This is a genomic window from Candidatus Njordibacter sp. Uisw_058, assembly GCF_047730065.1.
Lineage (GTDB): Bacteria > Pseudomonadota > Gammaproteobacteria > Pseudomonadales > Balneatricaceae > Njordibacter.
Genome location: NZ_CP159829.1, coordinates 1,262,653 through 1,285,488 on the forward strand (window position 1 = coordinate 1,262,653; position 22,836 = coordinate 1,285,488).

22 protein-coding genes are annotated in these 22,836 nt (G+C 44.6%); 16 read left to right on the forward strand and 6 right to left on the reverse strand.

The genetic code is table 11. The features are described from left to right. Window positions 1-78 precede the first annotated feature (78 nt). The 5 genes from ABXT59_RS05855 to ABXT59_RS05875 all read right to left on the reverse strand — a co-directional run bounded on the left by ABXT59_RS05855 (window position 79) and on the right by ABXT59_RS05875 (window position 5,441). Window positions 79-1,077, reverse strand: a complete 999-nt coding sequence (locus tag ABXT59_RS05855; protein ID WP_443638268.1) for an isopenicillin N synthase family dioxygenase — start codon at window positions 1,075-1,077, stop codon at window positions 79-81. Between the two features lie 30 nt (window positions 1,078-1,107). Beyond that, the gene (locus ABXT59_RS05860) at window positions 1,108-2,412 is read right to left on the reverse strand and encodes a TRAP transporter large permease (protein WP_443638269.1); all 1,305 of its coding nucleotides are present in this window, start codon (window positions 2,410-2,412) and stop codon (window positions 1,108-1,110) included. After that, window positions 2,409-3,122, reverse strand: coding sequence for a TRAP transporter small permease (locus tag ABXT59_RS05865; protein ID WP_443638270.1), 714 nt, complete (start codon window positions 3,120-3,122; stop codon window positions 2,409-2,411). The genes ABXT59_RS05860 and ABXT59_RS05865 overlap by 4 nt, the downstream gene beginning before the upstream one ends. A 61-nt stretch (window positions 3,123-3,183) precedes the next feature. Next, the gene (locus tag ABXT59_RS05870) at window positions 3,184-4,158 is read right to left on the reverse strand and encodes a TRAP transporter substrate-binding protein (RefSeq protein ID WP_443638271.1); all 975 of its coding nucleotides are present in this window, start codon (window positions 4,156-4,158) and stop codon (window positions 3,184-3,186) included. 35 nt (window positions 4,159-4,193) lie between these two features. Further along, window positions 4,194-5,441, reverse strand: coding sequence for an NAD(P)/FAD-dependent oxidoreductase (locus ABXT59_RS05875; protein ID WP_443638272.1), 1,248 nt, complete (start codon window positions 5,439-5,441; stop codon window positions 4,194-4,196). 103 nt (window positions 5,442-5,544) lie between these two features. Between ABXT59_RS05875 and ABXT59_RS05880 the strand changes: the two genes are divergently transcribed. The 14 genes from ABXT59_RS05880 to ABXT59_RS05945 all read left to right on the forward strand — a co-directional run bounded on the left by ABXT59_RS05880 (window position 5,545) and on the right by ABXT59_RS05945 (window position 19,560). After that, the gene (locus ABXT59_RS05880) at window positions 5,545-6,456 is read left to right on the forward strand and encodes a LysR family transcriptional regulator (protein ID WP_443638273.1); all 912 of its coding nucleotides are present in this window, start codon (window positions 5,545-5,547) and stop codon (window positions 6,454-6,456) included. An 8-nt stretch (window positions 6,457-6,464) separates the two neighbouring features. Continuing rightward, entirely contained in the window at window positions 6,465-7,166 is a 702-nt protein-coding gene (locus ABXT59_RS05885) for an aspartate/glutamate racemase family protein (protein ID WP_443638274.1), read from the forward strand. A gap of 161 nt (window positions 7,167-7,327) precedes the next feature. After that, complete coding sequence (locus ABXT59_RS05890) at window positions 7,328-8,764, forward strand: glyceraldehyde-3-phosphate dehydrogenase (protein ID WP_443638275.1); 1,437 nt, start codon at window positions 7,328-7,330, stop codon at window positions 8,762-8,764. Window positions 8,765-9,001: 237 nt separating this feature from the next. Then, complete coding sequence (locus tag ABXT59_RS05895) at window positions 9,002-10,345, forward strand: Na(+)-translocating NADH-quinone reductase subunit A (RefSeq protein ID WP_443638276.1); 1,344 nt, start codon at window positions 9,002-9,004, stop codon at window positions 10,343-10,345. Window positions 10,346-10,347: 2 nt separating this feature from the next. Next, entirely contained in the window at window positions 10,348-11,553 is a 1,206-nt protein-coding gene (locus ABXT59_RS05900) for an NADH:ubiquinone reductase (Na(+)-transporting) subunit B (RefSeq protein WP_443638277.1), read from the forward strand. Continuing rightward, window positions 11,546-12,316 carry a Na(+)-translocating NADH-quinone reductase subunit C gene (locus ABXT59_RS05905; RefSeq protein WP_443638278.1) on the forward strand — a complete coding sequence of 257 codons (771 nt, stop codon included), beginning with the start codon at window positions 11,546-11,548 and terminating at the stop codon, window positions 12,314-12,316. Before ABXT59_RS05900 ends, ABXT59_RS05905 begins: the two co-directional genes overlap by 8 nt. 2 nt (window positions 12,317-12,318) lie before the next feature. After that, a complete protein-coding gene (locus tag ABXT59_RS05910) occupies window positions 12,319-12,966 on the forward strand; it encodes an NADH:ubiquinone reductase (Na(+)-transporting) subunit D (RefSeq protein ID WP_443638279.1) in 648 nt (215 codons plus the stop codon). Window positions 12,967-12,977: 11 nt separating this feature from the next. Further along, window positions 12,978-13,589, forward strand: coding sequence for an NADH:ubiquinone reductase (Na(+)-transporting) subunit E (gene nqrE, locus ABXT59_RS05915; protein WP_443638280.1), 612 nt, complete (start codon window positions 12,978-12,980; stop codon window positions 13,587-13,589). Between the two features lie 25 nt (window positions 13,590-13,614). Then, a complete protein-coding gene (nqrF, locus tag ABXT59_RS05920; protein ID WP_443638281.1) occupies window positions 13,615-14,844 on the forward strand; it encodes an NADH:ubiquinone reductase (Na(+)-transporting) subunit F in 1,230 nt (409 codons plus the stop codon). Further along, window positions 14,834-15,874 (forward strand): FAD:protein FMN transferase, encoded by a 1,041-nt coding sequence (locus tag ABXT59_RS05925; protein WP_443638282.1) that lies wholly within the window; start codon window positions 14,834-14,836, stop codon window positions 15,872-15,874. The genes nqrF and ABXT59_RS05925 overlap by 11 nt, the downstream gene beginning before the upstream one ends. After that, window positions 15,875-16,129, forward strand: a complete 255-nt coding sequence (gene nqrM, locus ABXT59_RS05930) for a (Na+)-NQR maturation NqrM (RefSeq protein WP_443638283.1) — start codon at window positions 15,875-15,877, stop codon at window positions 16,127-16,129. Window positions 16,130-16,183: 54 nt separating this feature from the next. Next, on the forward strand, window positions 16,184-17,587 hold the full coding sequence (sthA, locus tag ABXT59_RS05935) for a Si-specific NAD(P)(+) transhydrogenase (RefSeq protein ID WP_443638284.1): 1,404 nt from the start codon (window positions 16,184-16,186) through the stop codon (window positions 17,585-17,587). A gap of 55 nt (window positions 17,588-17,642) precedes the next feature. After that, entirely contained in the window at window positions 17,643-18,884 is a 1,242-nt protein-coding gene (locus tag ABXT59_RS05940) for a lipoprotein-releasing ABC transporter permease subunit (RefSeq protein ID WP_443638285.1), read from the forward strand. Then, the gene (locus ABXT59_RS05945; protein ID WP_443638286.1) at window positions 18,877-19,560 is read left to right on the forward strand and encodes an ABC transporter ATP-binding protein; all 684 of its coding nucleotides are present in this window, start codon (window positions 18,877-18,879) and stop codon (window positions 19,558-19,560) included. Before ABXT59_RS05940 ends, ABXT59_RS05945 begins: the two co-directional genes overlap by 8 nt. A gap of 20 nt (window positions 19,561-19,580) precedes the next feature. On the opposite strand, the gene ABXT59_RS05950 is transcribed toward ABXT59_RS05945, so the two are convergent. After that, a complete protein-coding gene (locus tag ABXT59_RS05950) occupies window positions 19,581-20,087 on the reverse strand; it encodes a DUF2062 domain-containing protein (RefSeq protein ID WP_443638287.1) in 507 nt (168 codons plus the stop codon). 120 nt (window positions 20,088-20,207) lie between these two features. On the opposite strand from ABXT59_RS05950, the gene ABXT59_RS05955 reads away from it, so the two are divergent. Further along, on the forward strand, window positions 20,208-22,019 hold the full coding sequence (locus tag ABXT59_RS05955) for a ComEC/Rec2 family competence protein (RefSeq protein ID WP_443638288.1): 1,812 nt from the start codon (window positions 20,208-20,210) through the stop codon (window positions 22,017-22,019). Window positions 22,020-22,039: 20 nt separating this feature from the next. After that, the gene (locus tag ABXT59_RS05960; RefSeq protein ID WP_443638289.1) at window positions 22,040-22,636 is read left to right on the forward strand and encodes a ComEC/Rec2 family competence protein; all 597 of its coding nucleotides are present in this window, start codon (window positions 22,040-22,042) and stop codon (window positions 22,634-22,636) included. Window positions 22,637-22,836: the final 200 nt, after the last annotated feature.

Below are 22,836 nucleotides of genomic sequence, written 5' to 3' on the forward strand. Positions count from 1 at the left end.
ATACACAGCATTGTAGTGGCTTACGTTTTAACTTGCATTAAAAGACTGCAAATGGACTATAAAAAGTGATGTTGTAGGTTATTTATCTTGTGGTTGATTATATTGTGCGAACGCTTTGGTATTCTTAGCGTGAATGTAATCAGCTACTTTTATAGGTGGGTAGTGCGATACATCATTAGCAAATTTTTTGAAGTCACTAGGGTCAATAACGGTGTCGGCATCTGGGTCAAAAAAGATGGGCATAGAAAAACGTTCGTTACTAGATCGATTAATGACCCGATGCAAGTTTGAAGATAAATACCCATTGGTCCAGCGTTGGAGTAGGTCGCCAATGTTACATACAAATGTATTTTCAATAGGTTTTGCTTCAACCCACTCTTGTTGTTTATTGAGCACCTGAAGGCCTCCGTTATCATCTTGATACAACAGCGTTATGACTCCAAAGTCGGTATGAGGGGCGGCGCCAAAACGTTCTTCATCTTCGTCTTGTTGGGTTGAGCGCGGATAGTACACCAACTGGCTGCGAGCTAATGGGTTAGTATACCTCTGGTCAAAAAAATCAGAATCTTCTCCTAAACCAATAGCGATTGCTTTAAGTACCTGCCTGCCAAGCGAGCAGGTTGCATTATAATACGCTAGAAGGCCACCTTGCAGTTCGGGTAGCGAACTGGGCCACAAGTTGTGCGTGATAAGAGGTGTTTGACATCGTTTGGCCCACATTTCATTAGACCAGATTTCTGGGCCGGTAAAAAATATTTCTTTTAGATCGTGAGTTTTTGCCCCGTCTAATGTGGCCATTTTTGGCCCTAGCCATCCTCTTTGACTAGTATTAACCGACACAATGGTCTTTTCTTCGTGACTTAAGTGGAAAAAACGTTTGGACGCAGCGAGCGCTGCTTGTATAACTTTTGGGTCAATACCATGATTTTTTATATAAAAAAACCCGGTGTTTAAAGCTGCCAGCATCAAAGGCTTGGATACTGCTTTAAGGTTGCCTTGTGACATTAGCGGTGCAAAATCGATGACTGGAATATCATCGATTGACATTGGTTTAGCTTCTGCGAAATCACGATTCATTGCTTTTGCTCTTGGGTCTTTTTTGGGGGATTATCGACCCCGTATATTATTAGGCAGCCACGTGGCTAGTTCAGGCCACATCACTAGAATTACAATCATTAGCGCCATCAGGCCCACCATAGGCAGGGCTGTTTTAGAGATGTAAGAAATTTCATGTTTAGTCATGCCTTGCAAGACGAACAAATTGAACCCAATTGGTGGGGTTACCTGCGCCATTTCTACGACCACAACAACAAAAATACCAAACCAGATTACGTCAATACCTGCTTGGCGGATCATTGGTTCAACAATGGCCATAGTGAGCACCACGGATGAAATACCATCTAAAAACATGCCTAATATAATATAAAATACAGTCAATGCCATAATCAGCACCAAAGGTGACAAGCTCATGCTGTCAATAAAAGCGGCTAATGCCCTTGGGATACCAGTAAACCCCATAGACAGAGACAAAAATGCAGCACCCATGAGTATCAATGCAATCATTGCTGATGTTCTTGTGGCACCTAGCAGGCTAGCAACAAATGTATCCCAGTTTAGTGAATGCTGAGCTGCGGCTAAAGTTAATGACCCTACAACTCCAACAGCAGCGGCTTCTGTAGCTGTAGCGTAACCCAGGTACATGGACCCAATCACTGCAAACACTAGTAAGAGTACAGGAATAAGAAAGCGACTATTCTTTACCATGTCCACAAATTTCATTGAAGGTTCTGGGTCAGGCCGTTGGCCTTTACTAAAATAGTGCCACAAAACAATGTAGCTCATAAACAATCCAGCAAGCACTAGACCTGGAAAAATACCCGCCATAAATAGCTTGGTAATGGATTCATTGATGGTAACACCGTATACAATCAAGGTTAATGAGGGTGGAATCATTAAACCCAAAGTTGCAGCGCCTGCTAGGGTGCCAATGATCATATATTCTGGGTAGTTCCTAGCACGAAGTTCTGGGATAGACATTTTTCCAACAGTGGTCAATGTGGCTGCAGAGGATCCGGACACGGCAGCAAAAATAGTACAGCCCACAATGTTGGTGTGGAGTAAACCACCAGGCAACCAGCTCATCCATGGCGCTAGCCCTTTGAACATATCTTGGGATAAGCGGGTGCGGAACAATATTTCTCCCATCCAAATAAATAAGGGTAGAGCGGTTAAGGTCCAACTCGAAGCACCTGTCCAAATAGTAGTGATCATTGCATCACCTGCAGGGCGCACGGTAAATAATTCCATGCCTACCCAAGCCACACCCATGAGCGCAAGTCCGATCCAAACAGAACCGCCTAACAAAGTAAACAAAACCAGCAAAAATATGCCTACTGCGTAGAGCTCATTCATTCTATTGACTCCGTTTGTATTTGAGATTCTCTGGTGACAAGCAATCTCATTAAATGATCCCATACCGCAATAGCTAATAATACAGAACCAATTGACATGGCAATCTGTGGCAGCCACATAGGGGTATAGATCCAGACGTTAGCAGATTGACTCCAAATATCACCCCATGCTGTAGGCCATGAACCAAACATAGAAACAACATTAACCACCCATTGAGGAATTTGATCTTGTCCTTGAGTTGTGTCGTTGAGCATGGCAGAGAGTTGGTTAGTTTTAATGGCATAACGGGCAAAGTAAGTGGCAATAAATGCGGCAACATACATTGCTAAAGCATCAAGTCTAAATTTGAGCCAGTCATTCCAATTTAATAGTACTGAAACTCGAATATGAGTACCTGTTGTTAGTGCATAAGCGAGGGCAAAAAAAGAGGTACAGGCCATTGCGTAACCTGCAAATTCAGTTGACCCTGGAAAGGCAACGTTACTCCATCTAGCGATCATTTGCGCCACAATAAGTATTAAAATCAACACCATAAAACAAGAAGCTATCAGTCCAGATAAACGGTATAGCTTATCTAACCAGGGCCAAATAGGGGTGAGCCACGAGCGTAATACCTTGGGCTTTAGCAGAGCAGCAAGGCAAACGATTGAGGGTAATACGAACAACAAAATCCACAAAGGTACGCCTAAAACAGGTGACCAATCATTCATTGTATTCTCCAATAAAAAATGAGCGGCGGAGGTTCCCGCCACTAGTTTGACTCAATTGGAGCTACTGTGCGTTATACGAGTCTAGAATGGCTTGGCCATCACTACCGACGTTAGCTAACCAGTCTGCTGTCATTTTGACACCAATAGCCTTTAGCTCAGACAAGAATACTGGACTAGCATCTTCAACGCTCATGCCATTAGATGACAGTTGCTCAAAGTACCAATTGGCAAGCGCTTGTGATTTGGTAGAGCATGCTGCACCCGTTTCATCGGCTGCTTTTTGAACTTGACCTTGAGTGGTGGAATCTAAACCATCCCAAACCCCTTTATTAACCATCACGTAGTTACGCGGTAACCAAGCGTTAACCTTGTAGTAATGAGACAAGCTTTCCCATACTTTACGATCGTAACCTGTCGAACCTGATGAAATAAAGGACTCCGCTACGCCAGTTGCCAACGCTTGGCTTAGTTCGGCTGCTTCAATTTGTACTGGAATCATACCTAACTCTTCTGCAAAGGTTGCGGTTGCAGAGTTGTATGAACGGAATTTAATACCTTGTGTATCGGCACTAGATTTTACTTCTTTCTTAAAATAGAACCCTTGCCCTGGCCATGGACAGGTGTATAAAGCCACTAAGTTTTGTGCTGACAAAGCTTTGTTGACATAAGGCTTTGCAGTGGCCCAAAGTTTGTCATTGGCTGCGTAAGTGGTGGCTAAAAATGGTATGTTATCCCACCCTAAAATGGGTAATTCGTTTGCATGGGCAGACATAAAACGCTCACCAATAGGGGCTTGGCCTGTTTGTACAGCACGTTTTATTTCACCACCTTTAAACAGTGAGCCTCCCGCGTGTATCGTAATGTCTACTTCACCACCGGTGTAGTCTCGCACTTTGTCTGCAAATACTACTCCCATTTCTGAGTGGAAATTACTTGATGCATAAGCCATAGGCATGTCCCATTGCGCGGCCATTGCTGGCGCAGACATAGCCGCTAATAAGGTGGTGGCTGTGAGTAGTTTTTTAATTGAGGTCATAATACGTTTCCTTTTATTTATTATTATAATGCTTCTTAAACGAAGCGGTTTGGGGAATAAATGCTAACGTCTTCGTGCAGCATATTTCCATTAATTATTTGGGCTAGCAGCCAGCCTGTTTTAGGACCGCTGGTTAAGCCGATGTGGTGGTGGCCAAACCCTAAAAAAACACCAGGTTTTTGAGCCACTTCTCCTATAATAGGGATTGAATCAGAGGGTGCTGGACGGTGCCCCATCCATTCACTTTCATGGCTCCATGTTAATTTAGGGATAGCATGTTTGATGCTGTTGCGCAATAAATTGAAGGCTTTTGCCGATGACGGCGCGTTTAATCCACCGAATTCAACAATACCAGCAAGTCTTAACCTATCTTTCATTGGGGTGATCACAAACTTACCGCCAGCGACCATTACTGGCGCTTTAGGCATGAGGTTAGGGTGCCAGAGGTCAATGTGGTAACCCCGTTCGCTTTCCAGAGCAACGTTAACTCCAAGTTTAGCAGTCAGCTTTTTAGACCAGGCGCCAGTGGCCAAAACAGCTACATCGCATAGTGTCTTCTTCCCGTCAATGATGACAGCGTTGAGTTCGTTGTCTTGGTATTCAACATCTTCAAAGCATCCATTGATCTTTATGGCCCCTTGGTCGATTACATGCTGCTCTAAGGCGTGTAAATATGCTCCTGGATCGCTGATTCTTCCATGATTATCCATCTTTGCTGCAAACGTCAAACTGTCGGCAAAACAATCGTCATAGGTGGAAAACTCTGTACCATTAAGCTCGGTCCATTTTATGCCATGTTTAGACCTGAGTGACCAACCGAAGGCGTCACTTTCAAAGTGTTTGCGGTTTTTATATACGTAAAGGTAGTCGCTAGGAATAATGAACCTCTCGGCCCCAGTACCTTCAGCCATAGCTTGATGATTGCCGATACTGTTTGATACTAATGGGTGCAGTGCAGCAGCAGTTAGGCGGCAATGTTTAGCGTTTGCGCGACGTAAATATTGCCATAACCAAGGTAGCATTTTGGGTAAGTAAAGCCATTTTATAAATAAGGGTTCATCAGGATCAAGCAGCATCCTCGGTGCTTTTGTTACTAATCCTGGGCTGTTGATGGGGACCACAGAGCACGAAGCCAGTACGCCACCATTGCCATAGCTAGCACGTAAATTTGGGCTCGATTTATCAATAAGGATAACTTGATGACCTAATCGTTGCAGCCATATAGCAGTAGCAATGCCTATTATGCCATTACCTATGATGGCAACACGTTTGATTTTTTTCACCAATGTAATGGCCCCGAGTTATATCATTACCCAGTATCGCTAATCAATGGTATCATTTCCAATATCAATTTATTCAATACCTATAAGTTTAAGTGATGAATTTATGAATCTACGGTTTCGTCAATTACAAGCCCTTCATAAGGTTGTTGAGTCTGGAACGGTGTCGGGTGCGGCTGAGCAATTGAATATTTCTCAACCGGGCGTTTCAAACTTATTGAGTCAGTTAGAACATACCTGTCAACTGAAGTTGTTTAACCGACTTAAAGGGAAGCTGATACCTACTAATGAAGGTTTAGTTTTATATAACGAAATTGATACCTTAGTAAGAGGTCTGGCTCATGTAGAGCAATCAGTGATTGATTTACAAAATAAACAGACGAGTAAGTTGCAAATTGCGTCTATTCACGCTTTGTCATTTGGGTTTATGCAATCACAGATTGCGCAGTTTTCAAAGCAATACGAAAATATCTCGGTGTCATTTCAATCTCAATACTCACAGAAAATCCAAGAATGGATTGATGTTGGCCTATTTGAAATAGGTGTGAGTGAGATGCCAGTATCTTTGGGGCTGTTTAATACATCTGTGTTTCAAATTGAAACCCTGTGTGCAATCCCTAGCGGCCACCATCTAGCGTCTCATGAAGTATTGACGCCAGATTTACTGTCTGGAGAGCCACTAATTATAATGGGGCCTCAACATATGGTTACACGGCGAGCCAAGGAAGCGTTCATGAGCGCTGGGGCGCACTGGAATCCGGTGGTGCACACGCATTTATTTGCTAATAAGTTGAGTTTTATTAAAGAGGGTATGGGGGTTGGTTTAGTCGACCAAATTTCTCTTCGTAATAATTCTTCAGGCAGGTTTATCACTCGTCCGTTTGCACCAAGTGTCAATTTAGATGTGGCTATTATAACCTCAAAAAGTAGGCCTGTATCTGACACTGGGCAAGCATTTCTAAGTCAGCTTGAAGTCCACCTTGGGGCTAGCTGTAAATCTATTAAAGCATGGGAGTAAGGGATGTTATGCGGCCTACGATTGGTATTCTTATGCTTGACTCACAGTTTCCACGTATTTATGGAGATGTTGGTAATCCCAATACTTGGGGGTTTGATGTTGCAATCGAAGTGGTGCCCAAAGCGACGCCACAGGCGGTAGTTTGTCGTGGGGAGGATTTGTTAGATCAGTTCATTATGGCCGGGCAGCGATTAGTTATTCAGGGGGTGTCTGGCATCACCACTACGTGTGGCTTCTTGTCTATATACCAGGATAAGTTATCTAAGGTACTGGGTGTGCCCGTATTAACGTCATCCCTCATGCAGGTTGCCAGTGTTAATGCCACTTTACCTGAGGGGAAGCGCGCAGCTATTATCACCATTTCTGCTTCAGCGCTCACTACAGACTATCTGCGTGCTGCCAAGGTGCCGCTGGACACGCCAATAGGCACCACAGAGGGTGGGTTAGAGTTTAGCCGTTGCATTCTTAATGACGAATCTGTACTTGATGTTGACCTGGCAAGAAAAGATAATGTAAACGCGGCCCTAGCGCTGGTTAAGTCAGACCCAAGTATCGGTGCTCTAGTGCTGGAATGCACTAATATGGTGCCCTATGCAGCAAATATTGCTGCTGCAACGGGTATGCCCGTTTATAGTATGTACAACCTGATTAGTTGGTTTGAAATCAGTTTACAACCCCCTCAGTTTTGCAGTTTGACTAAGGCACAATAGGTTTAACCTTGTCGCTTCAATTAATACTAAAGATATGCCTTAGCCATTTGCCAAAATTGCCTATTTCTACGATAATACGCGCTCCCAACAACGGGAAATTAAAGGTTAGCCGCCTGAACCGAATCTAAACCGCCTTTGACCGGCATAAAAAGGGACTCATTGTGAGCCAAGAACAAGTGTTTTCAGACTGGAAAGAACGTGAAGCATTAGCCGAAGCCATGATCCCCTTGATTGGCAAAGTGTATCGAGAGAATAACGTTGAAGTGTCTGTATTTGGCCGCTCTGTTGTCAATCGCTCTGTCATTAGTATTCTAAAATCTCATCGTGCTGCGCGCATGTTAGAACACACTAATCTATCTGTGCACGAGACTTTTCCAGTGGTTGAGGTGCTGCAAGCGTTACCTTTATCGAACGTGCATGTGGACATTGGTAAGTTGGCTATTGGTTTCCGAGACCATGGCAAGGGTCAAAGTTTGGAAAGTTATGTGGCTGATGCTTTAAAAGGTGCGGTGAACAAAGATAGTGCTAAAACCCAAGCCGATGTGGTGCTGTATGGTTTTGGCCGCATAGGCCGCTTGCTAGCTCGTTTGTTGATTGATAAAACGGGTGGCGGCCAAAGCTTGAGATTACGAGCTATTGTGGTGCGTAAGGGTGGTGACAACGATCTTGCTAAACGGGCGAGTCTGTTGCGGCGCGATTCTGTGCATGGAACTTTCCAGGGCACGATTACTGTGGATGAAGAACACAATGCTCTGATTGCTAATGGTAATGTGATTAAGGTGATTTATGCGAGTTCACCCGATGCCATAGATTATACTGACTATGGTATCAGTAACGCTGTAGTGATTGATAATACAGGAAAATGGCGTGATGAAGATGGGCTATCTTTACACCTGCGAGCCAATGGCGTGTCAAAGGTCATGTTAACGGCCCCTGGTAAGGGCATTAAAAATGTTGTGATGGGGGTTAACCAAAACGACATCGACGACACAGATACAATATTGTCAGCAGCTTCTTGCACCACGAATGCCATTACACCCATTTTGAAGGCTTTGAATGATAAGTATGGAGTGGCTAATGGGCATGTTGAAACCGTGCATGCTTATACTAATGACCAAAACCTTATTGACAACTACCACAAAGGTGATCGTCGCGGGCGTGCTGCGGGGTTAAATATGGTGATTACAGAGACGGGTGCAGCCAAAGCGGTGGCTAAAGCCTTACCCGAATTAGAAGGTAAACTGACGGGTAACGCTATTCGAGTTCCGACCCCCAATGTTTCTATGGCCATTCTCAATCTAAACCTAGAAACTGAAGTTGAACGCGAAGAGTTAAATGATTATCTGCGTCATATGGCGCTGCACTCTGATTTGCAAAAACAAATTGATTACACCGATTCTCCTGAAGCAGTTTCAAGTGACTTTGTGGGTTCTCGTGCTGCGGGTGTGGTTGATGGTTTAGCCACAGTGGCCACGGGTAAGAAAAATTGTGTTGTTTATGTTTGGTACGATAATGAATTTGGCTATTCTTGCCAGGTGATTCGTATGTTGCAGCATGTTACCAACACCGCCCTGCCTGCATTTCCTATCGAAGATTAGATAGCAGCCTCAGCGGTTTGCGCCTTAAAGTGACGATTTATGCTATGTCATTGAAAGTCAAGTGACTAAGGTGATAAAAAAGGCTGCCAAAGGGTAGCCTTTTTTGTTAGAAGGCTGGAAAAATTTTGCGAATTTTCGTATAATAAAGCCGATTTTTTTAAGGGCTTTAGTTGTGTGTGGTATTTCCTGCGCAATAATCCCTAAAGCTAACCAACAACTCTCAATTGGGTACGACTTATGATCAAGATCAGACGCGGTCTGGATCTGCCATTGTCTGGCGCTCCACAGCAAAGCATCGAAGATGCAGCAGCGGTGAGCCAAGTGGCTGTGATCGGTACTGACTATGTGGGCATGAAGCCTACTATGCTAGTCAGAGTAGGTGATCGAGTGAAACTCGGACAGGTGCTTTTTTCTGATAAGAAAACAGTGGGTGTTAATTTTACGGCGCCTGCTGCTGGTGTGGTAAGTGCAATTAACCGTGGCGCCCAGCGCGTGCTCCAATCGGTGGTAATCGACGTTGATGGTGATGCCGCCATCGAGTTTGCTACATGTGCTGCGGATGAGTTGGCTCACTTAACAGGTGAACAAGTTGCTGCTAACCTGCAGGCTTCTGGTTTATGGTCTGCTCTGCGCACGCGACCATTTAGTAAAGTACCTGCCATAGACAGCAAACCTCGCTCTATTTTTGTTACCGCCATTGACACGCATCCGTTAGCTGCAGACCCAGCGCCTATTATAGCTACTGAGCAAGATGCCTTTGCGCAAGGCTTGCAATTATTGACTAAGCTCACTGATGGCCCAGTTTTCGTCTGTGCAGCTGCAGCAACGCAAGTGCCAGAGGTTGATGGTATTGAAGTTGAACGATTTGGAGGAGTTCATCCTGCGGGCTTAGCCTCAACACACATTCATATGTTGGATCCTGTGAATGCTACCAAGACCGTTTGGGTGGTGGGTTACCAAGATGTCATTGCCTTCGCAAAACTTTTTGCCACAGGCGCATTGCCTACAGAGCGTATTGTCGCTGTGGCTGGTCCTATGGTAATCAAGCCACGCTTAGTTCGCACGCGCCTAGGTGCGTCTACCAAAGATCTTTTAGCCGGTGAAACTAAGCAGGGCGAGTTCGACAACCGAATTATTTCGGGTTCTGTATTGGGTGGTTTTACAGCCTTTGGTCCTACGGCGTTTTTAGGCCGTTATAACAACCAAATCACAGTGCTTGAAGAAGGTAAAAAACGGGAATTTATGGGTTGGATGAGCACGGGCCGCAAGAAACACTCGATGTTGAATATTTTTCTGTCTTCGTTCGATCGGGCAAAAAAAGTGGCACTTAATACCTCTACTAATGGTTCGCAACGGTCAATGGTCCCTGTTGGTACATTTGAACGCCTTATGCCCTTAGATATTCTGCCAACGCAGCTTCTGAGAAGTTTAGTAGTGGGTGATATCGTGAATGCACAAGAGCTTGGCTGCCTGGAACTTGAAGAAGCTGATCTGGCCTTGATGACCTATACCTGTGCTGGCAAATATGAGTATGGCGCTATTTTGCGTGATGTTCTAACTCGTATTGAGAAGGAGTGCTGATCATGAATTTACGTAGCATGTTAGATTCCGTGGAGCCCCACTTCCATAAAGGTGGTAAGTATGAAAAGTTTTATGCCTTGTATGAGGCTGCGGACACCATTTTTTACACCCCAGGCTACGTCACCAAGGCCGGTGCCCATGTACGTGATGGTATCGATCTTAAACGGATGATGATTACCGTGTGGTTATGTACCTTTCCCGCTATATTTTTTGGTATGTACAACTTGGGCTATCAAGCTAACACAGCCATGGAAGCGATGGGCATGGTCCAAGCTGAAGGTTGGCGTGGGAGTCTAGTGGATACTATTGCTGGCTTTGATGCAGCAAGTGTATGGGACAATATGATGCTGGGAGCCTCGTATTGGCTACCTGTGTATATGGTGGTGTTTTTAGTTGGTGGTTTCTGGGAAGTCTTGTTTGCATCTGTGCGCGGCCATGAAATTAATGAAGGCTTCTTTGTCACTTCTATATTATTTGCTCTGATTCTTCCTCCAGACATACCCCTATGGCAAGCCGCCCTAGGCATTACCTTTGGTGTGGTTGTGGGTAAGGAAGTATTTGGTGGCACAGGTATGAACTTCTTGAATCCGGCCCTTACAGGCCGTGCATTCTTGTACTTTGCCTATCCAGCCCAAATGTCGGGTGATGCTGTATGGACTGCGGTGGACGGCTTTTCTGGTGCCACTGCACTGGGTCTAGCTAACGCAGGTGGAGTTGCTGCTATGGCCGATGCAGGTATTACTTGGGCAGATGCGTTTATTGGTAATATTCAAGGTTCTGTAGGTGAAGTTTCTACCTTAGCTATTTTTGCAGGTGGTGCAGTGCTGCTGTGGACCCGTATCGCGGCTTGGCGCATTGTGGCTGGTGTCATGGTAGGCATGATAGCCATGAGCTTTTTACTCAATCTAATAGGTTCTGACACTAACCCACTATTTGCCTTGCCATTTTATTGGCACCTAGTATTGGGTGGTTTCGCCTTTGGTATGATTTTTATGGCCACAGACCCTGTGTCTTCATCTATGACACACACGGGCAAGTGGTACTTTGGGATTTTGATTGGCATCATGGTGGTATTGATTCGTGTACTTAACCCAGCCTTTCCTGAAGGTATGATGTTGGCCATTTTGTTTGCCAATTTGTTTGCCCCTTTGATTGACTACTATGTCACCGAAGCAAATATTAAGCGGAGGGTTGCACGTCATGTCTAATTTAAAAGATTCGGTCTCAAGGACTGTTTTGGTGGCCTTAGTGCTGTGTGTGGTTTGTTCTGTCATTGTTTCTGCGGCAGCGGTTATGTTGCGAGATAAGCAGCAAGCTAACGCAATTAATGAAAAGAAAATGAACATCCTGGCTGCGGCTGGTATTGAAGTCATTGATGGTAATTTAGATGCGGCATTTGCCACCATTACACCCAAGTTAGTCGATATGCGCACGGGTCTATTTAGTACAGCCGAAGATGTCGCAACATATGACATGCGTAAAGCTGCTAAAGACCCTGCTAGAGCGCGTGCTTTAACAGGTGAGCAAGATATTGCCAGCATCCGCAAGCAGTCTTTGTATAGCACTGTTTACTTGGTTGAAGGCGACCAAGGCATTGAACGCATTATTTTGCCAATTCATGGTTATGGATTATGGTCGACTTTGTATGGCTTTATTGCCTTAGAAAGTGATTTAAACACGGTTTCTGGCTTAGGTTTTTATGAGCATGCTGAAACGCCAGGACTAGGTGGTGAGGTAGACAATCCTAAATGGAAGGCGCTTTGGCCGGGTAAGAAAGTCTATGCAGATGGATCTTATGAACCAGCCATTGGTTTAATTAAGGGTAAGGCCCCCACAGGCGATATGCATAAAGTGGATGGCTTAGCAGGAGCTACATTAACGAGTAATGGTGTGACCAACCTTGTTAAATTCTGGTTGGGTAAGAATGGCTTTTCGCCTTTCTTGGCCAAACTTAAAGTAGGAGAGGCATAACCATGTCAAACACACGAGAAATTTTGTTAGGGCCTATTTTTGCGAATAACCCGATAGCGTTACAAATTTTGGGTGTCTGTTCTGCCCTTGCTGTCACCAGTAGTTTGAACGTCACCATTGTTATGTGTATTGCACTCACAGTGGTGACTGCGTTTTCAAACTTCTTTATTGCTTTAATCCGTAACCATGTACCTGGCAGCATTCGAATCATTGTACAAATGATCATCATTGCTTCTTTAGTGATTGTGGTCGATCAGGTGCTTAAGGCATACGCTTATGAAGTGAGCAAGCAGTTGTCAGTATTTGTGGGCTTGATTATTACCAACTGTATAGTCATGGGACGTGCAGAAGCATTCGCGATGCAAAACCCACCCATCCCGTCTTTCTTTGACGGTATTGGTAACGGCCTAGGCTACTCGATAGTGTTGTTATTTGTGGCGACAGTGCGCGAGTTGACAGGCTCTGGTAGCTTGTTTGGTTTTGAAATCCTACCCTTGGTTACTAATGGTGGTTGGTATTACTCCAACGGTCTCATGTTGCTGCCCCCGAGTGCTTTCTTTGTCATTGGTGGCTTCATTTGGTTACTTCGCAATGCGAAAGTTGATCAAGTTGAGGCCGCTGAATATAAACTTGCCTCGCACACTAAATAGGATCTGAAACAATGATTGAAGATTATTTAAGCCTATTCGTCAAAGCCGTGTTTGTAGAAAACATGGCGTTGGCATTCTTCTTGGGCATGTGTACTTTTTTGGCTATTTCCAAGAAGGTTAAAACCGCTATTGGCCTTGGTGTTGCTGTAATTGCAGTGCTCACTATCACGGTACCGGTGAACAACTTAATTTATACTTACTTCCTTGCAGATGGTGCTCTTGCTTGGGCAGGTCTGCCTAACGTTAACCTAAGTTTCTTGGGTCTGATCTCTTACATTGGTGTGATTGCAGCCATTGTGCAAATCATGGAAATGTTGCTTGATAAGTATATGCCAGCTCTTTATAACGCCTTGGGTGTATTCTTGCCCCTGATCACCGTAAATTGTGCGATCATGGGAGCGGCCTTGTTTATGGTCGAGCGAGATTATAACTTTGGTGAATCGGTGGTTTATGGTTTTGGAGCGGGTGTAGGCTGGGCGTTAGCTATTGCCTCCCTTGCTGGCATTCGTGAAAAACTTAAGTACTCAGACGTCCCCGCGGGCCTCCGTGGCCTAGGAATTACCTTTGTGACCGTAGGGTTAATGTCACTTGGTTTTATGTCTTTTTCTGGTATCCAATTGTAACGCGCACTATACAAGGTATTAACGTATGAATAACGAAATCACCCTCGGTGTTTTAATGTTTACTGCAGTGGTTCTCTCTTTGGTAGCGATCATTCTGGTTGCTCGGGCCCAATTAGTGAGTTCGGGTGCGGTGACTATTAGTATTAACGATGATCCGGAAAAATCTATTACCGTAGCGGCTGGCGATAAGTTACTACAAACCCTTTCTGCCCAGGGCATCTTTTTAGCTTCAGCCTGCGGTGGTGGTGGCACTTGTGCACAATGTCGTTGCATCATCAAAGATGGTGGCGGGTCTATGTTGGCAACTGAAGAAAGTCACTTCACTATGCGTGAAGCCAAAGACGGCTGGCGCTTGTCATGCCAAGTTGCTGTCAAGCAAGACATGGTGATTGAAGTTGAAGAAGATGTCTTTGGGGTCAAGCAATGGGAATGTACTGTTGAGTCAAACCCCAATGTTGCTACATTTATTAAAGAACTCACTTTGCGTTTGCCTGCAGGCGAAAGTGTAGACTTTCGTGCAGGTGGATATGTTCAGTTAGAATGCCCAGCGCATGTGATTGACTACAAGACCTTTGATATTGAAGAAGAGTATCGGGGAGATTGGGATAAGTTTAACGTTTGGCAACATCAGTCTGTGGTTGGTGAAACGATCATCCGGGCCTACTCTATGGCTAATTACCCAGAAGAGCAGGGTGTGGTTAAATTTAATATTCGTATCGCGTCTCCACCTCCAGGTAGCAGCGGTATCCCAGCCGGTAAAATGTCCTCTTATGTGTTCAACTTAAAGCCAGGGGATAAGATGAAAGTTTATGGTCCATTTGGTGAGTTCTTTGCTAAAGATACTGAAGCTGAAATGGTATTCATTGGCGGTGGGGCGGGTATGGCACCCATGCGGTCACTCATTTTTGATCAGCTAAAACGTTTAAATTCTACGCGCAAGACATCCTTCTGGTATGGTGCACGGAGCATGCGTGAGGCTTTTTATGGTGAAGAATACGATGCTCTTGCGGCGGAAAATGAAAACTTCGATTGGCATTTGGCTTTGTCAGATCCGCAACCCGAAGATAACTGGGATGGCCTTACTGGATTTATTCATAACGTATTGTTTGAAAATTATTTGAAAGACCATGAAGCACCTGAAGATTGTGAGTTCTACATGTGTGGGCCGCCGATGATGAACGCGGCAGTAGTACAAATGCTTAAAGACCTCGGTGTTGAGGACGAAAATATCATGCTAGATGATTTTGGCGGATAACTTAAAACTCTCAAAAAAATTTGGCCTGGCAACATGGTGGGTATTATTACTCATCGTCTTGCTGGGCTGTTCTGCGTCTGACGAACCGAAAATTGAAGCCCTTACGGGTCTATCTATGGGCACCAGTTATACGGTCAAATGGGTCAATAAGGAAGGTGAAGATAGGCCTGAGGTGTCACAGGGAGTTGCCAATGAGCTGCGCCGAATTGAAGACAGTATGTCGACTTACATGGATACCTCTGACCTCAGTGGTTTTAATGGTGCCAAAGTTAATCTGTGGCATGCAATACCAGCAGAAATGGCGGCTCTGGTAGCCCAGTCCCTATCCCTTAGTGAAAAAACCAATGGGGCTTTTGATATTACCATAGGTCCTTTAGTTGATTTATGGGGTTTTGGCCCTCAGCCTATACCTGCAAAAATTCCTAGCCAAGATGCGCTTGATGCACTGCGGCCTGTGGTGGGTTATCAGCTTTTGCAGGTGCGACAGCAGCCACCTGCTATGCGCAAACTTGCGCCCAGCACAATCGACCTTTCTGCCATTGCCAAAGGTTATGGGGTTGATGCAGTTGCCTTATGGTTAGAGGCACATGGCATTAATAATTATTTAGTTGAGGTGGGAGGTGAGTTGCGTGCCCATGGATTTAAGCTGGATGGATCACCCTGGCGCATTGCCATAGAACACCCAATTGTAGGCGCCCAACAGGTGTATCAGGTGGTGAAGGTAAATAATATGGCAGTTGCAACCTCTGGCAACTATCGCAATTATTATGAGAAAGATGGTGTGCGCTATTCTCATACCCTTAATCCTCTGACTTTAAGGCCTGTGACTCACAATTTGGCTTCTGTAACAGTTATTGATGCGAGTGCTGCTCGAGCCGATGCGTTAGCGACAGCCTTAATGGTGATGGGGGGCGAAGACGGAGTAAGTTGGGCTACCATGCATCAAGTGCCAGCTTACTTTATAATGAAAAGAGCTGATGGTTTTGTGGCACAGTCTACAGCAGGCTTTGATAGTTATTTGGAGAATTGAATGGAAACTATGATTTTATCTTTTGTCATCTTACTGTTAATCGTTGGAGGTATGGCAATCGGTGTGTTGATGGGAGGTAAGCCAATTGCAGGATCTTGTGGGGGCATGACAGCCTTAGGCATGGACGTGGCCTGTGACGTGTGCAAAGGCGACCCAGAAGTGTGCGAAACAGAACAGCAAAAGGCCATCAAAGCCGATAACATATCTCAAACTCCATCAGATGATAATAGTTATGATGTGGGCCGATCAAAATAATGACTCAATCTACTTTAGTAACCTAATAAAAAAGATCAGCAAAGAGAGAAACACATGGCAAGTTATGAGTACGATTTAGTCGTTATTGGCACCGGACCTGCGGGTGAGGCTGCGGCGATTAATGCGGCTAAATTAGGTCGTAAAGTTGCTGTGGTAGAAATGCGAGATCAAGTGGGTGGTGGCTGTGCCCACAAAGGTACGATTCCTTCTAAGGCTTTGCGTCATGCTGTAAAACAAATCATTGAGTTTAATACCAATACTTTATTCCGTGTCATTGGTGAACCTAAAAACTTCTCTTTTCCTCAGGTACTCAAAACTGCCAGTGAAGTCATCGCTAAACAAGTGATGCTGCACACACAGTTTTATGCCCGTAATCGTGTGGACGTGTTTTTTGGTTTTGCTCGCTTTTTAGACCCCAACAACATTGAAATTATAGGCAGTGAAGGCAGTGAAAACTTACGCTTTGAGCAGGCAGTCATTGCTACAGGCTCGAGTCCCTATGAGCCCGAGGATGTAGATTTTTCTCATGACCGCATTTATACCAGTGATACGGTACTTAACCTCAAGCATACGCCACGCTCATTGATTATTTATGGAGCAGGAGTCATTGGTTCTGAATATGCTTCAATTTTTGCAGGCTTAGGTGTAAAAGTTGAATTAGTTGATAACCGTGCTAACTTGCTTGAATTTCTTGACGTTGAAATATCTGATTCACTTAGCTATCACTTGCGAAATAATGGTGTGCGTATCCGCCATAATGAAACCTATAAGACGGTCATAGCAGACGACACTGCGGTATCAATAGAGTTAGAGTCTGGCAAACGCATCTGTGCTGATATGCTGCTATTCTGTAATGGACGCTCTGGTAATACTAAAAACCTGGGGCTAGAAAATTTAGGTATTGAGACCAATAGTCGTGGTCAATTAGAAATTGATCAACGTTATCAAACTAGTGTAGAGGGCATCTACGCAGCTGGCGATGTTGTGGGCTGGCCCAGTTTAGCTTCGGCTGCCTATGACCAAGGCCGATCAGCGGCCACAGATTTGCTAGGTTTGCCTGGCGTTCGATTTGTAGATGATGTACCGACAGGGATCTATACTATCCCAGAAATTAGTTCGTTAGGTAAAACTGAAGAGCAACTAACAGCAGAAAAAGTACCTTATGAAGTGGGCCAAGCCTTTTTCAAAGACCTTGCTAGAGCACAAATTAGTGGCGAAGTGGTGGGTATGCTAAAGATATTGTTTAATCGTGAAACCTACGAGATTTTAGGTATCCATTGCTTTGGTGACCGAGCCTCAGAAATTATTCATATCGGTCAAGCCATCATGAATCAAAAAGGGGACGCAAATACTATTGAGTACTTTGTGAGTAATACCTTTAATTTTCCCACGATGGCAGAAGCCTATCGTGTAGCGGCTCAGTTAGGCCTTAACAGAGCGCGACAAGTTAATAACTAAGCCAAAATGATTAAGCCTGTCACGGGGCGGGTCTTTATATCCCAATAGGTAACTTATGTTTCAATCCATTGCTTTGACTGTTGGCCTAAGATACACCCGAGCTCAGCGGCAAAATCACTTTATTTCTTTTATTTCCCTCATCTCTATGTTGGGCTTAGTGCTGGGTGTGACCGTGCTTATTTTAGTACTGTCGGTAATGAATGGCTTTGATCAAGAACTCAGGCAGCGTATTTTAGGTATGGTGCCTCATGCGATTGTGCAAACTGCACAGCCGGTGATGGACTGGCAACAACCTGCTGCCTTGGCCATGCAGGTTGAGGGTGTGGTTGGAGTGGCTCCTTTTGTGCATGGCCAGGGCATGTTTAGCAATTTTGGCAGGGTAAAACCTGTCCTGTTTCATGGTATTGAGCCCGAGGCAGAAGCTAGAGTCTCCATATTGCCCAACCATATGACACAAGGGTCTGTGTCAGACTTAAAGGCGGGAGAATTTAATATTCTCATGGGTGACCTGTTAGCTCGTCAATTAGGTGCGAGCGTGGGTGACAAGGTCACTTTGTTTTTACCTGAAGCCTCGTTATCTGTGGCCGGTATTATTCCCAGATTAAAGCGTTTTACCTTGGTTGGTATTTTTAAAGTTGGTGCTGAGCTGGACGCTAATTTAGCTATTATGCACATTGCTGATGCAAGTAAGCTTAAACGGTTAGGTGGTGGGGCAGAGGGCTTGCGCTTAAAGTTAGATGATTTATTTACTGCTCCAGAAAAAGCAAAACAAGTGGCATTAAAACTGCCTGGGCAATATTGGACTAATGACTGGACCCGCACCCATGGTAGTTTATTCCAAGCTATTCAGCTAGAACGCCGTATGTTAGGACTGTTGTTAATGCTTGTAGTCGCTGTAGCAGCATTTAATATTGTTTCCACATTAGTCATGCTTGTGGTTGAAAAACAGGCTGATATCGCAATTTTGAGAACTTTGGGGGCAAGCCAAAGGGATGTTATGGGTATTTTTATTGTGCAAGGGAGTATTATTGGATTTTTAGGCACCTTAATGGGCACCTTAATAGGCGTTGTGCTGGCATTAAATATTACCAGTTTGGTGGACTGGGCTGAACGCATATTTGGTTTTAAAGTACTCAGTGCTGAAGTTTATTTTATTAGTTATTTTCCATCTCAAGTCAAACTTGAAGATGTATTGGTGATCAGTATTGGGTCCTTCGTTCTTTGCGTAATGGCGACCCTTTATCCAGCTTGGCGAGCTTCAAAAGTAGAGCCAGCAGAGGTATTACGTTATGAGTAATTGGGTTCTGCAGGCGACTGGTTTAGTCAAGTCGTTTAAGGATGGCGAGCTTCAAGTGGATGTGCTCAAGGGGCTGGATTTAGAGCTAGTTGAGGCTCAAAGTATGGCTATCATTGGTAGTTCAGGGTCTGGCAAAAGTACCCTGTTACAATTACTAGCGGGTCTTGAGCAGCCTGATGCTGGGAAGGTATCAGTGGTCGGAGAGTGTTTATCAGATTTGAACGGTAATCAAGCGGCCAAGTTACGCAATCAGCACTTGGGTTTTGTATTCCAATTTCATCATTTGTTAGCCGAATTTAGTGCTTTAGAAAACGTCATGCTACCCCATATGATGGCAGGTAATAAGCCGGCTGAAGCAGAAATAAAAGCGGTATCTATGCTTCAAAGGGTAGGTTTAGGAGAGCGTGTTGGGCATAGGCCTGGAGCGCTATCTGGCGGAGAGCGCCAGCGTGTAGCCATTGCGCGCGCATTAATTAATGAGCCCGCATGTTTGCTAATGGATGAACCCACAGGTAATTTAGACAGGCACAATGCTCAACAAACTTTGAGTCTATTGAAACAACTCCAAGGGGATCTGGGCACGGCGTTTGTGGCAGTCACTCATGACCTTCATTTAGCGGGTCAGCTAGACTCTCAGTTAAGTTTACAAGACGGTGTCTTAGTCCGTTACCAATAACAATATCAATATCAATAACGTTAACGTTTACGTTTGAGCCAATTACGCTTGACTTGCCAGCTCCAAAGCAGTTGCACGGTAAAAAAAGTCACCACTGCTAAGATTAACCCACCCGCCAAAGAACCCGCATAAAGGGGTTTCCATAGAATGTGTAATTGATGGAATAACCAGCTTCTAGACCACTCAAAATCCAAGTTATAGGCTGGAGTTTGCAACATCCAAGCTCCAAACTTGTAATTGGCATAAAGTATGGGCGCCATGGTGAGTGGATTACTGACCCACACCAAAGCCACAGACAAAGGAATGTTGGCTTTCCAAACTAAGGCTATGGCAGCAGCTAGCAACATCTGTAGGGGCATAGGGATCATGCAACAAAAAAGGCCTATAGCGCAGCCCCTAGCCACACTTGTGCGTTTGAATCCCCACAATTTTGTATCGTGCATTACCCTATTTAACCATCTCAGCGACTGATATTGGCTCAGTTTTTTTGGATCTGGGCTAATGCGTTTGAAAAACTTACGCGGCATGTACTAACCTTATTCTAAGTGGGAGGAAAGGCGTTGATTTCGAGCGTAAGCCTTAACCTACTAATTATGCGCTTATATACAAACTAAACCAAGGTTTAGGGTGCTCAAGGATGAGACTTTATGTATATTAATGGTTTGTTTTTGTTACTTTTTTGGTGTCTGGGTTGGGCTCAATTTGGATTTATAAATAGCCTTTATCTAATCATCCTTTTATTGGTTGGACTTTTATTCGGTTATACTCGCCGCAAAGCGATGACAGCGCTGTTAGTTTTTTTGCTAGCCAGTGTTCTTCAGTATCAACTTATTTCCATTCAATACCCCCTCCCATGGGCGCGCAAAGACCTGCGGATGGAGGCTTGTGTGACGGAGTTAAGTAGGAGTCAGGCTGGCATCAGCCTGATGTTAAGTGATGCACAAATCGATATCCCCTCACTGCAAATGCATAAGCCTGCTAAACCCACTTATTTAGCTAGACCACAAGTGTTAGGTAGCAATGTGAAAGTGACGATTTACCCATTTGCAAAGGCTGCTCAGCCTCAACTAAATGGTTTCGACCAAGCCTTGGGTCTAGGGTATTTAATGGGTCGTAAAGTAGAGCTGATTGTGCGTTTAAAAGGGCCAAAAAACTTACAAAACCCAGAGCATTTCGATTATGTGCGGTGGCGTCAGTTAAGGGGGCAAGTGGCGTCTGGGTATGTGAAACAATGGCTTGCTACTGGGGGTGCTTGCAATAGCTGGAACTGGCCAAAATTATATTTGGATAAACTACGTCAAAGCCTATGGCAGCATATCCAAGACTTTACTGAAATACATGCCATGTCGTCTGTGTCTGTCGCGCTTTGGGGGGCTCTTATGTTGGGGCAGACATCAGCTTTAAGTGCACAGCAATGGCGAGTTTTAGCTGCTTCTGGCACTACCCATTTGCTGGTCATTTCTGGACTCCATGTGGGTTTAGTGGCTGGGTTAGTCATGCTATTGATGCGTCTATTAACATTTCCTTTTGGTATTAACAGTAGTCTGGGTCTTCGAGTAGGTGCTTGGGTTGGTCTTGGAGCAGCTATTGGTTTCGCGCTATTGAGTGGCTTTGGGTTACCTGCTCAATGTGCGGTTATAATGCTTGTTGGTCTCATGTTGGGTTTGATGTGGGGCTTACAGTTGAGTTTTACCCAGCGCTTATTTATCGCCTTTTTTGTGACCTTAGTCTTACAACCGTTAAGCGCGTTTAGTCTAGGATTTTGGTTATCTTACACCGCCGTTCTGGCCTTAGGTCTAGTATGGTATGGGTCTTCTAACCAAGGTTGGCGACATCGAATCATGCCGTTGTTTGCTGCCCAAGCAGCCTTGTCTTTGTTGGTATTGCCGGTGATTGCCATAGGGACTGGTAATATAAGCTTGGTTAGCCCCTTAGTAAACCTATTCTTAGTACCTCTTTTTTGTTTATTGTTTATTCCAGCCCTACTACTTATTAGTATTACGGCAATATTTACGCCTCTTGATCCCACTTTTTTTATGGGTATCGATGTGACCTTTGCAGTGCTATGGAAAGGGCTTGAAACTGTCGCAAGCCTAGCATGGGCAACGGTTTTTGTTGGCCAACTGCCTATTGCCATATTTGTATCTATATTTATAGTCGCCTTGCTGTGCCTTTTAATGAGACGATGGCATTGGCCACTATTGCTATTGCTGATGCCTCTGGTGCTTTTTAAAACTCTTGAAGTCTCGCAAATTAACGCCCCTAAATATGCACGCCTTAATGAGTTGCCTGTGGTCATCACGCTACTAGATGTGGGCCAGGGCTTGAGTGTGTGGGTGCGCCAAGGCAAACACAATATGCTTTATGATGTGGGTAATTATTACCTTAGTGGTTTTAATTTTGTTGATGCTGTGATCTTGCCCGAGATGCGTTCGGAGGGGTACAGCAACTTGACCTAGTCGTAATCAGTCATTGGGATATGGACCATAGTGGTGGTCTAGAAACTTTATTGCAGCAACAAACCGTGCAGCGACTCCTATTGCCCTCTGAGCGTAACTTAAAACGCGAACAGAACTTAGGCTCTAAAGTCGCAAACACCAGTCGATGCGCCAGCACAGCTTGGCAAAATCTTTGGCAAGATAGCTCTAGTCAACTTCTGTGGCGCCAAATTGCTTTAGCCGAACAAGGTTTGCAGGGTAATAATGCCTCCTGTGTCATATTACTCCATGTTTTTGGACGTCAGGTATTAATTACTGGAGATATTGAAGCTAAGGGGGAAGGCAAGCTACTAGAAATGATTGATAAACTAGATTTGACTTCATTGGCGAGTGAGGTACTAATTGCGCCTCACCATGGCAGTAAAACTTCATCTACCGAAGCCTTTCTGGCTCATGTAAGGCCAGCGTATGTGTTAGTGTCTGCAGGTAAAAATAACCCTTATGGCCACCCTCATAAAAATAAAACCAAGGCATATTGGGAACAGGGTAGTCAGTGGTATAACACAGGGCGCCACGGCCAAATAAAGATGGTGTTTAACCCTACTGGTGAATATCAAGTGCTGCCGTTTTCACCTTAGGTTCACCCTAGATGAGCCCTAGACGAGCCTTAGATGAGCCCTAGATTAGTGAAGTGAGCTGCACACAAGGGTTTGATATAAGTGCTTGATAGCGTTCTGGTGTGGGTTATAATGAGCACGTCAAGGTATGCATTACTCAATTAAGTGGCGCTATGTCCAAAATCAGCTTCAGACCAGCTATTTGATAGCTACATGGCAAA

What these genes read in the sequence shown, in the direction of transcription:
- ABXT59_RS05855 (WP_443638268.1), bottom strand. Translation starts at nt 1,077, where the DNA reads ATGAATCGTGATTTCGCAGAAGCTAAACCAATGTCAATCGATGATATT.
- ABXT59_RS05860 (WP_443638269.1), bottom strand. Translation starts at nt 2,412, where the DNA reads ATGAATGAGCTCTACGCAGTAGGCATATTTTTGCTGGTTTTGTTTACT.
- ABXT59_RS05865 (WP_443638270.1), bottom strand. Translation starts at nt 3,122, where the DNA reads ATGAATGATTGGTCACCTGTTTTAGGCGTACCTTTGTGGATTTTGTTG.
- ABXT59_RS05870 (WP_443638271.1), bottom strand. Translation starts at nt 4,158, where the DNA reads ATGACCTCAATTAAAAAACTACTCACAGCCACCACCTTATTAGCGGCT.
- ABXT59_RS05880 (WP_443638273.1), top strand. Translation starts at nt 5,545, where the DNA reads ATGAATCTACGGTTTCGTCAATTACAAGCCCTTCATAAGGTTGTTGAG.
- ABXT59_RS05885 (WP_443638274.1), top strand. Translation starts at nt 6,465, where the DNA reads ATGCGGCCTACGATTGGTATTCTTATGCTTGACTCACAGTTTCCACGT.
- ABXT59_RS05895 (WP_443638276.1), top strand. Translation starts at nt 9,002, where the DNA reads ATGATCAAGATCAGACGCGGTCTGGATCTGCCATTGTCTGGCGCTCCA.
- ABXT59_RS05900 (WP_443638277.1), top strand. Translation starts at nt 10,348, where the DNA reads ATGAATTTACGTAGCATGTTAGATTCCGTGGAGCCCCACTTCCATAAA.
- ABXT59_RS05905 (WP_443638278.1), top strand. Translation starts at nt 11,546, where the DNA reads ATGTCTAATTTAAAAGATTCGGTCTCAAGGACTGTTTTGGTGGCCTTA.
- ABXT59_RS05910 (WP_443638279.1), top strand. Translation starts at nt 12,319, where the DNA reads ATGTCAAACACACGAGAAATTTTGTTAGGGCCTATTTTTGCGAATAAC.
- nqrE (WP_443638280.1), top strand. Translation starts at nt 12,978, where the DNA reads ATGATTGAAGATTATTTAAGCCTATTCGTCAAAGCCGTGTTTGTAGAA.
- nqrF (WP_443638281.1), top strand. Translation starts at nt 13,615, where the DNA reads ATGAATAACGAAATCACCCTCGGTGTTTTAATGTTTACTGCAGTGGTT.
- nqrM (WP_443638283.1), top strand. Translation starts at nt 15,875, where the DNA reads ATGGAAACTATGATTTTATCTTTTGTCATCTTACTGTTAATCGTTGGA.
- sthA (WP_443638284.1), top strand. Translation starts at nt 16,184, where the DNA reads ATGGCAAGTTATGAGTACGATTTAGTCGTTATTGGCACCGGACCTGCG.
- ABXT59_RS05940 (WP_443638285.1), top strand. Translation starts at nt 17,643, where the DNA reads ATGTTTCAATCCATTGCTTTGACTGTTGGCCTAAGATACACCCGAGCT.
- ABXT59_RS05945 (WP_443638286.1), top strand. Translation starts at nt 18,877, where the DNA reads ATGAGTAATTGGGTTCTGCAGGCGACTGGTTTAGTCAAGTCGTTTAAG.
- ABXT59_RS05950 (WP_443638287.1), bottom strand. Translation starts at nt 20,087, where the DNA reads ATGCCGCGTAAGTTTTTCAAACGCATTAGCCCAGATCCAAAAAAACTG.
- ABXT59_RS05955 (WP_443638288.1), top strand. Translation starts at nt 20,208, where the DNA reads ATGTATATTAATGGTTTGTTTTTGTTACTTTTTTGGTGTCTGGGTTGG.
- ABXT59_RS05960 (WP_443638289.1), top strand. Translation starts at nt 22,040, where the DNA reads ATGGACCATAGTGGTGGTCTAGAAACTTTATTGCAGCAACAAACCGTG.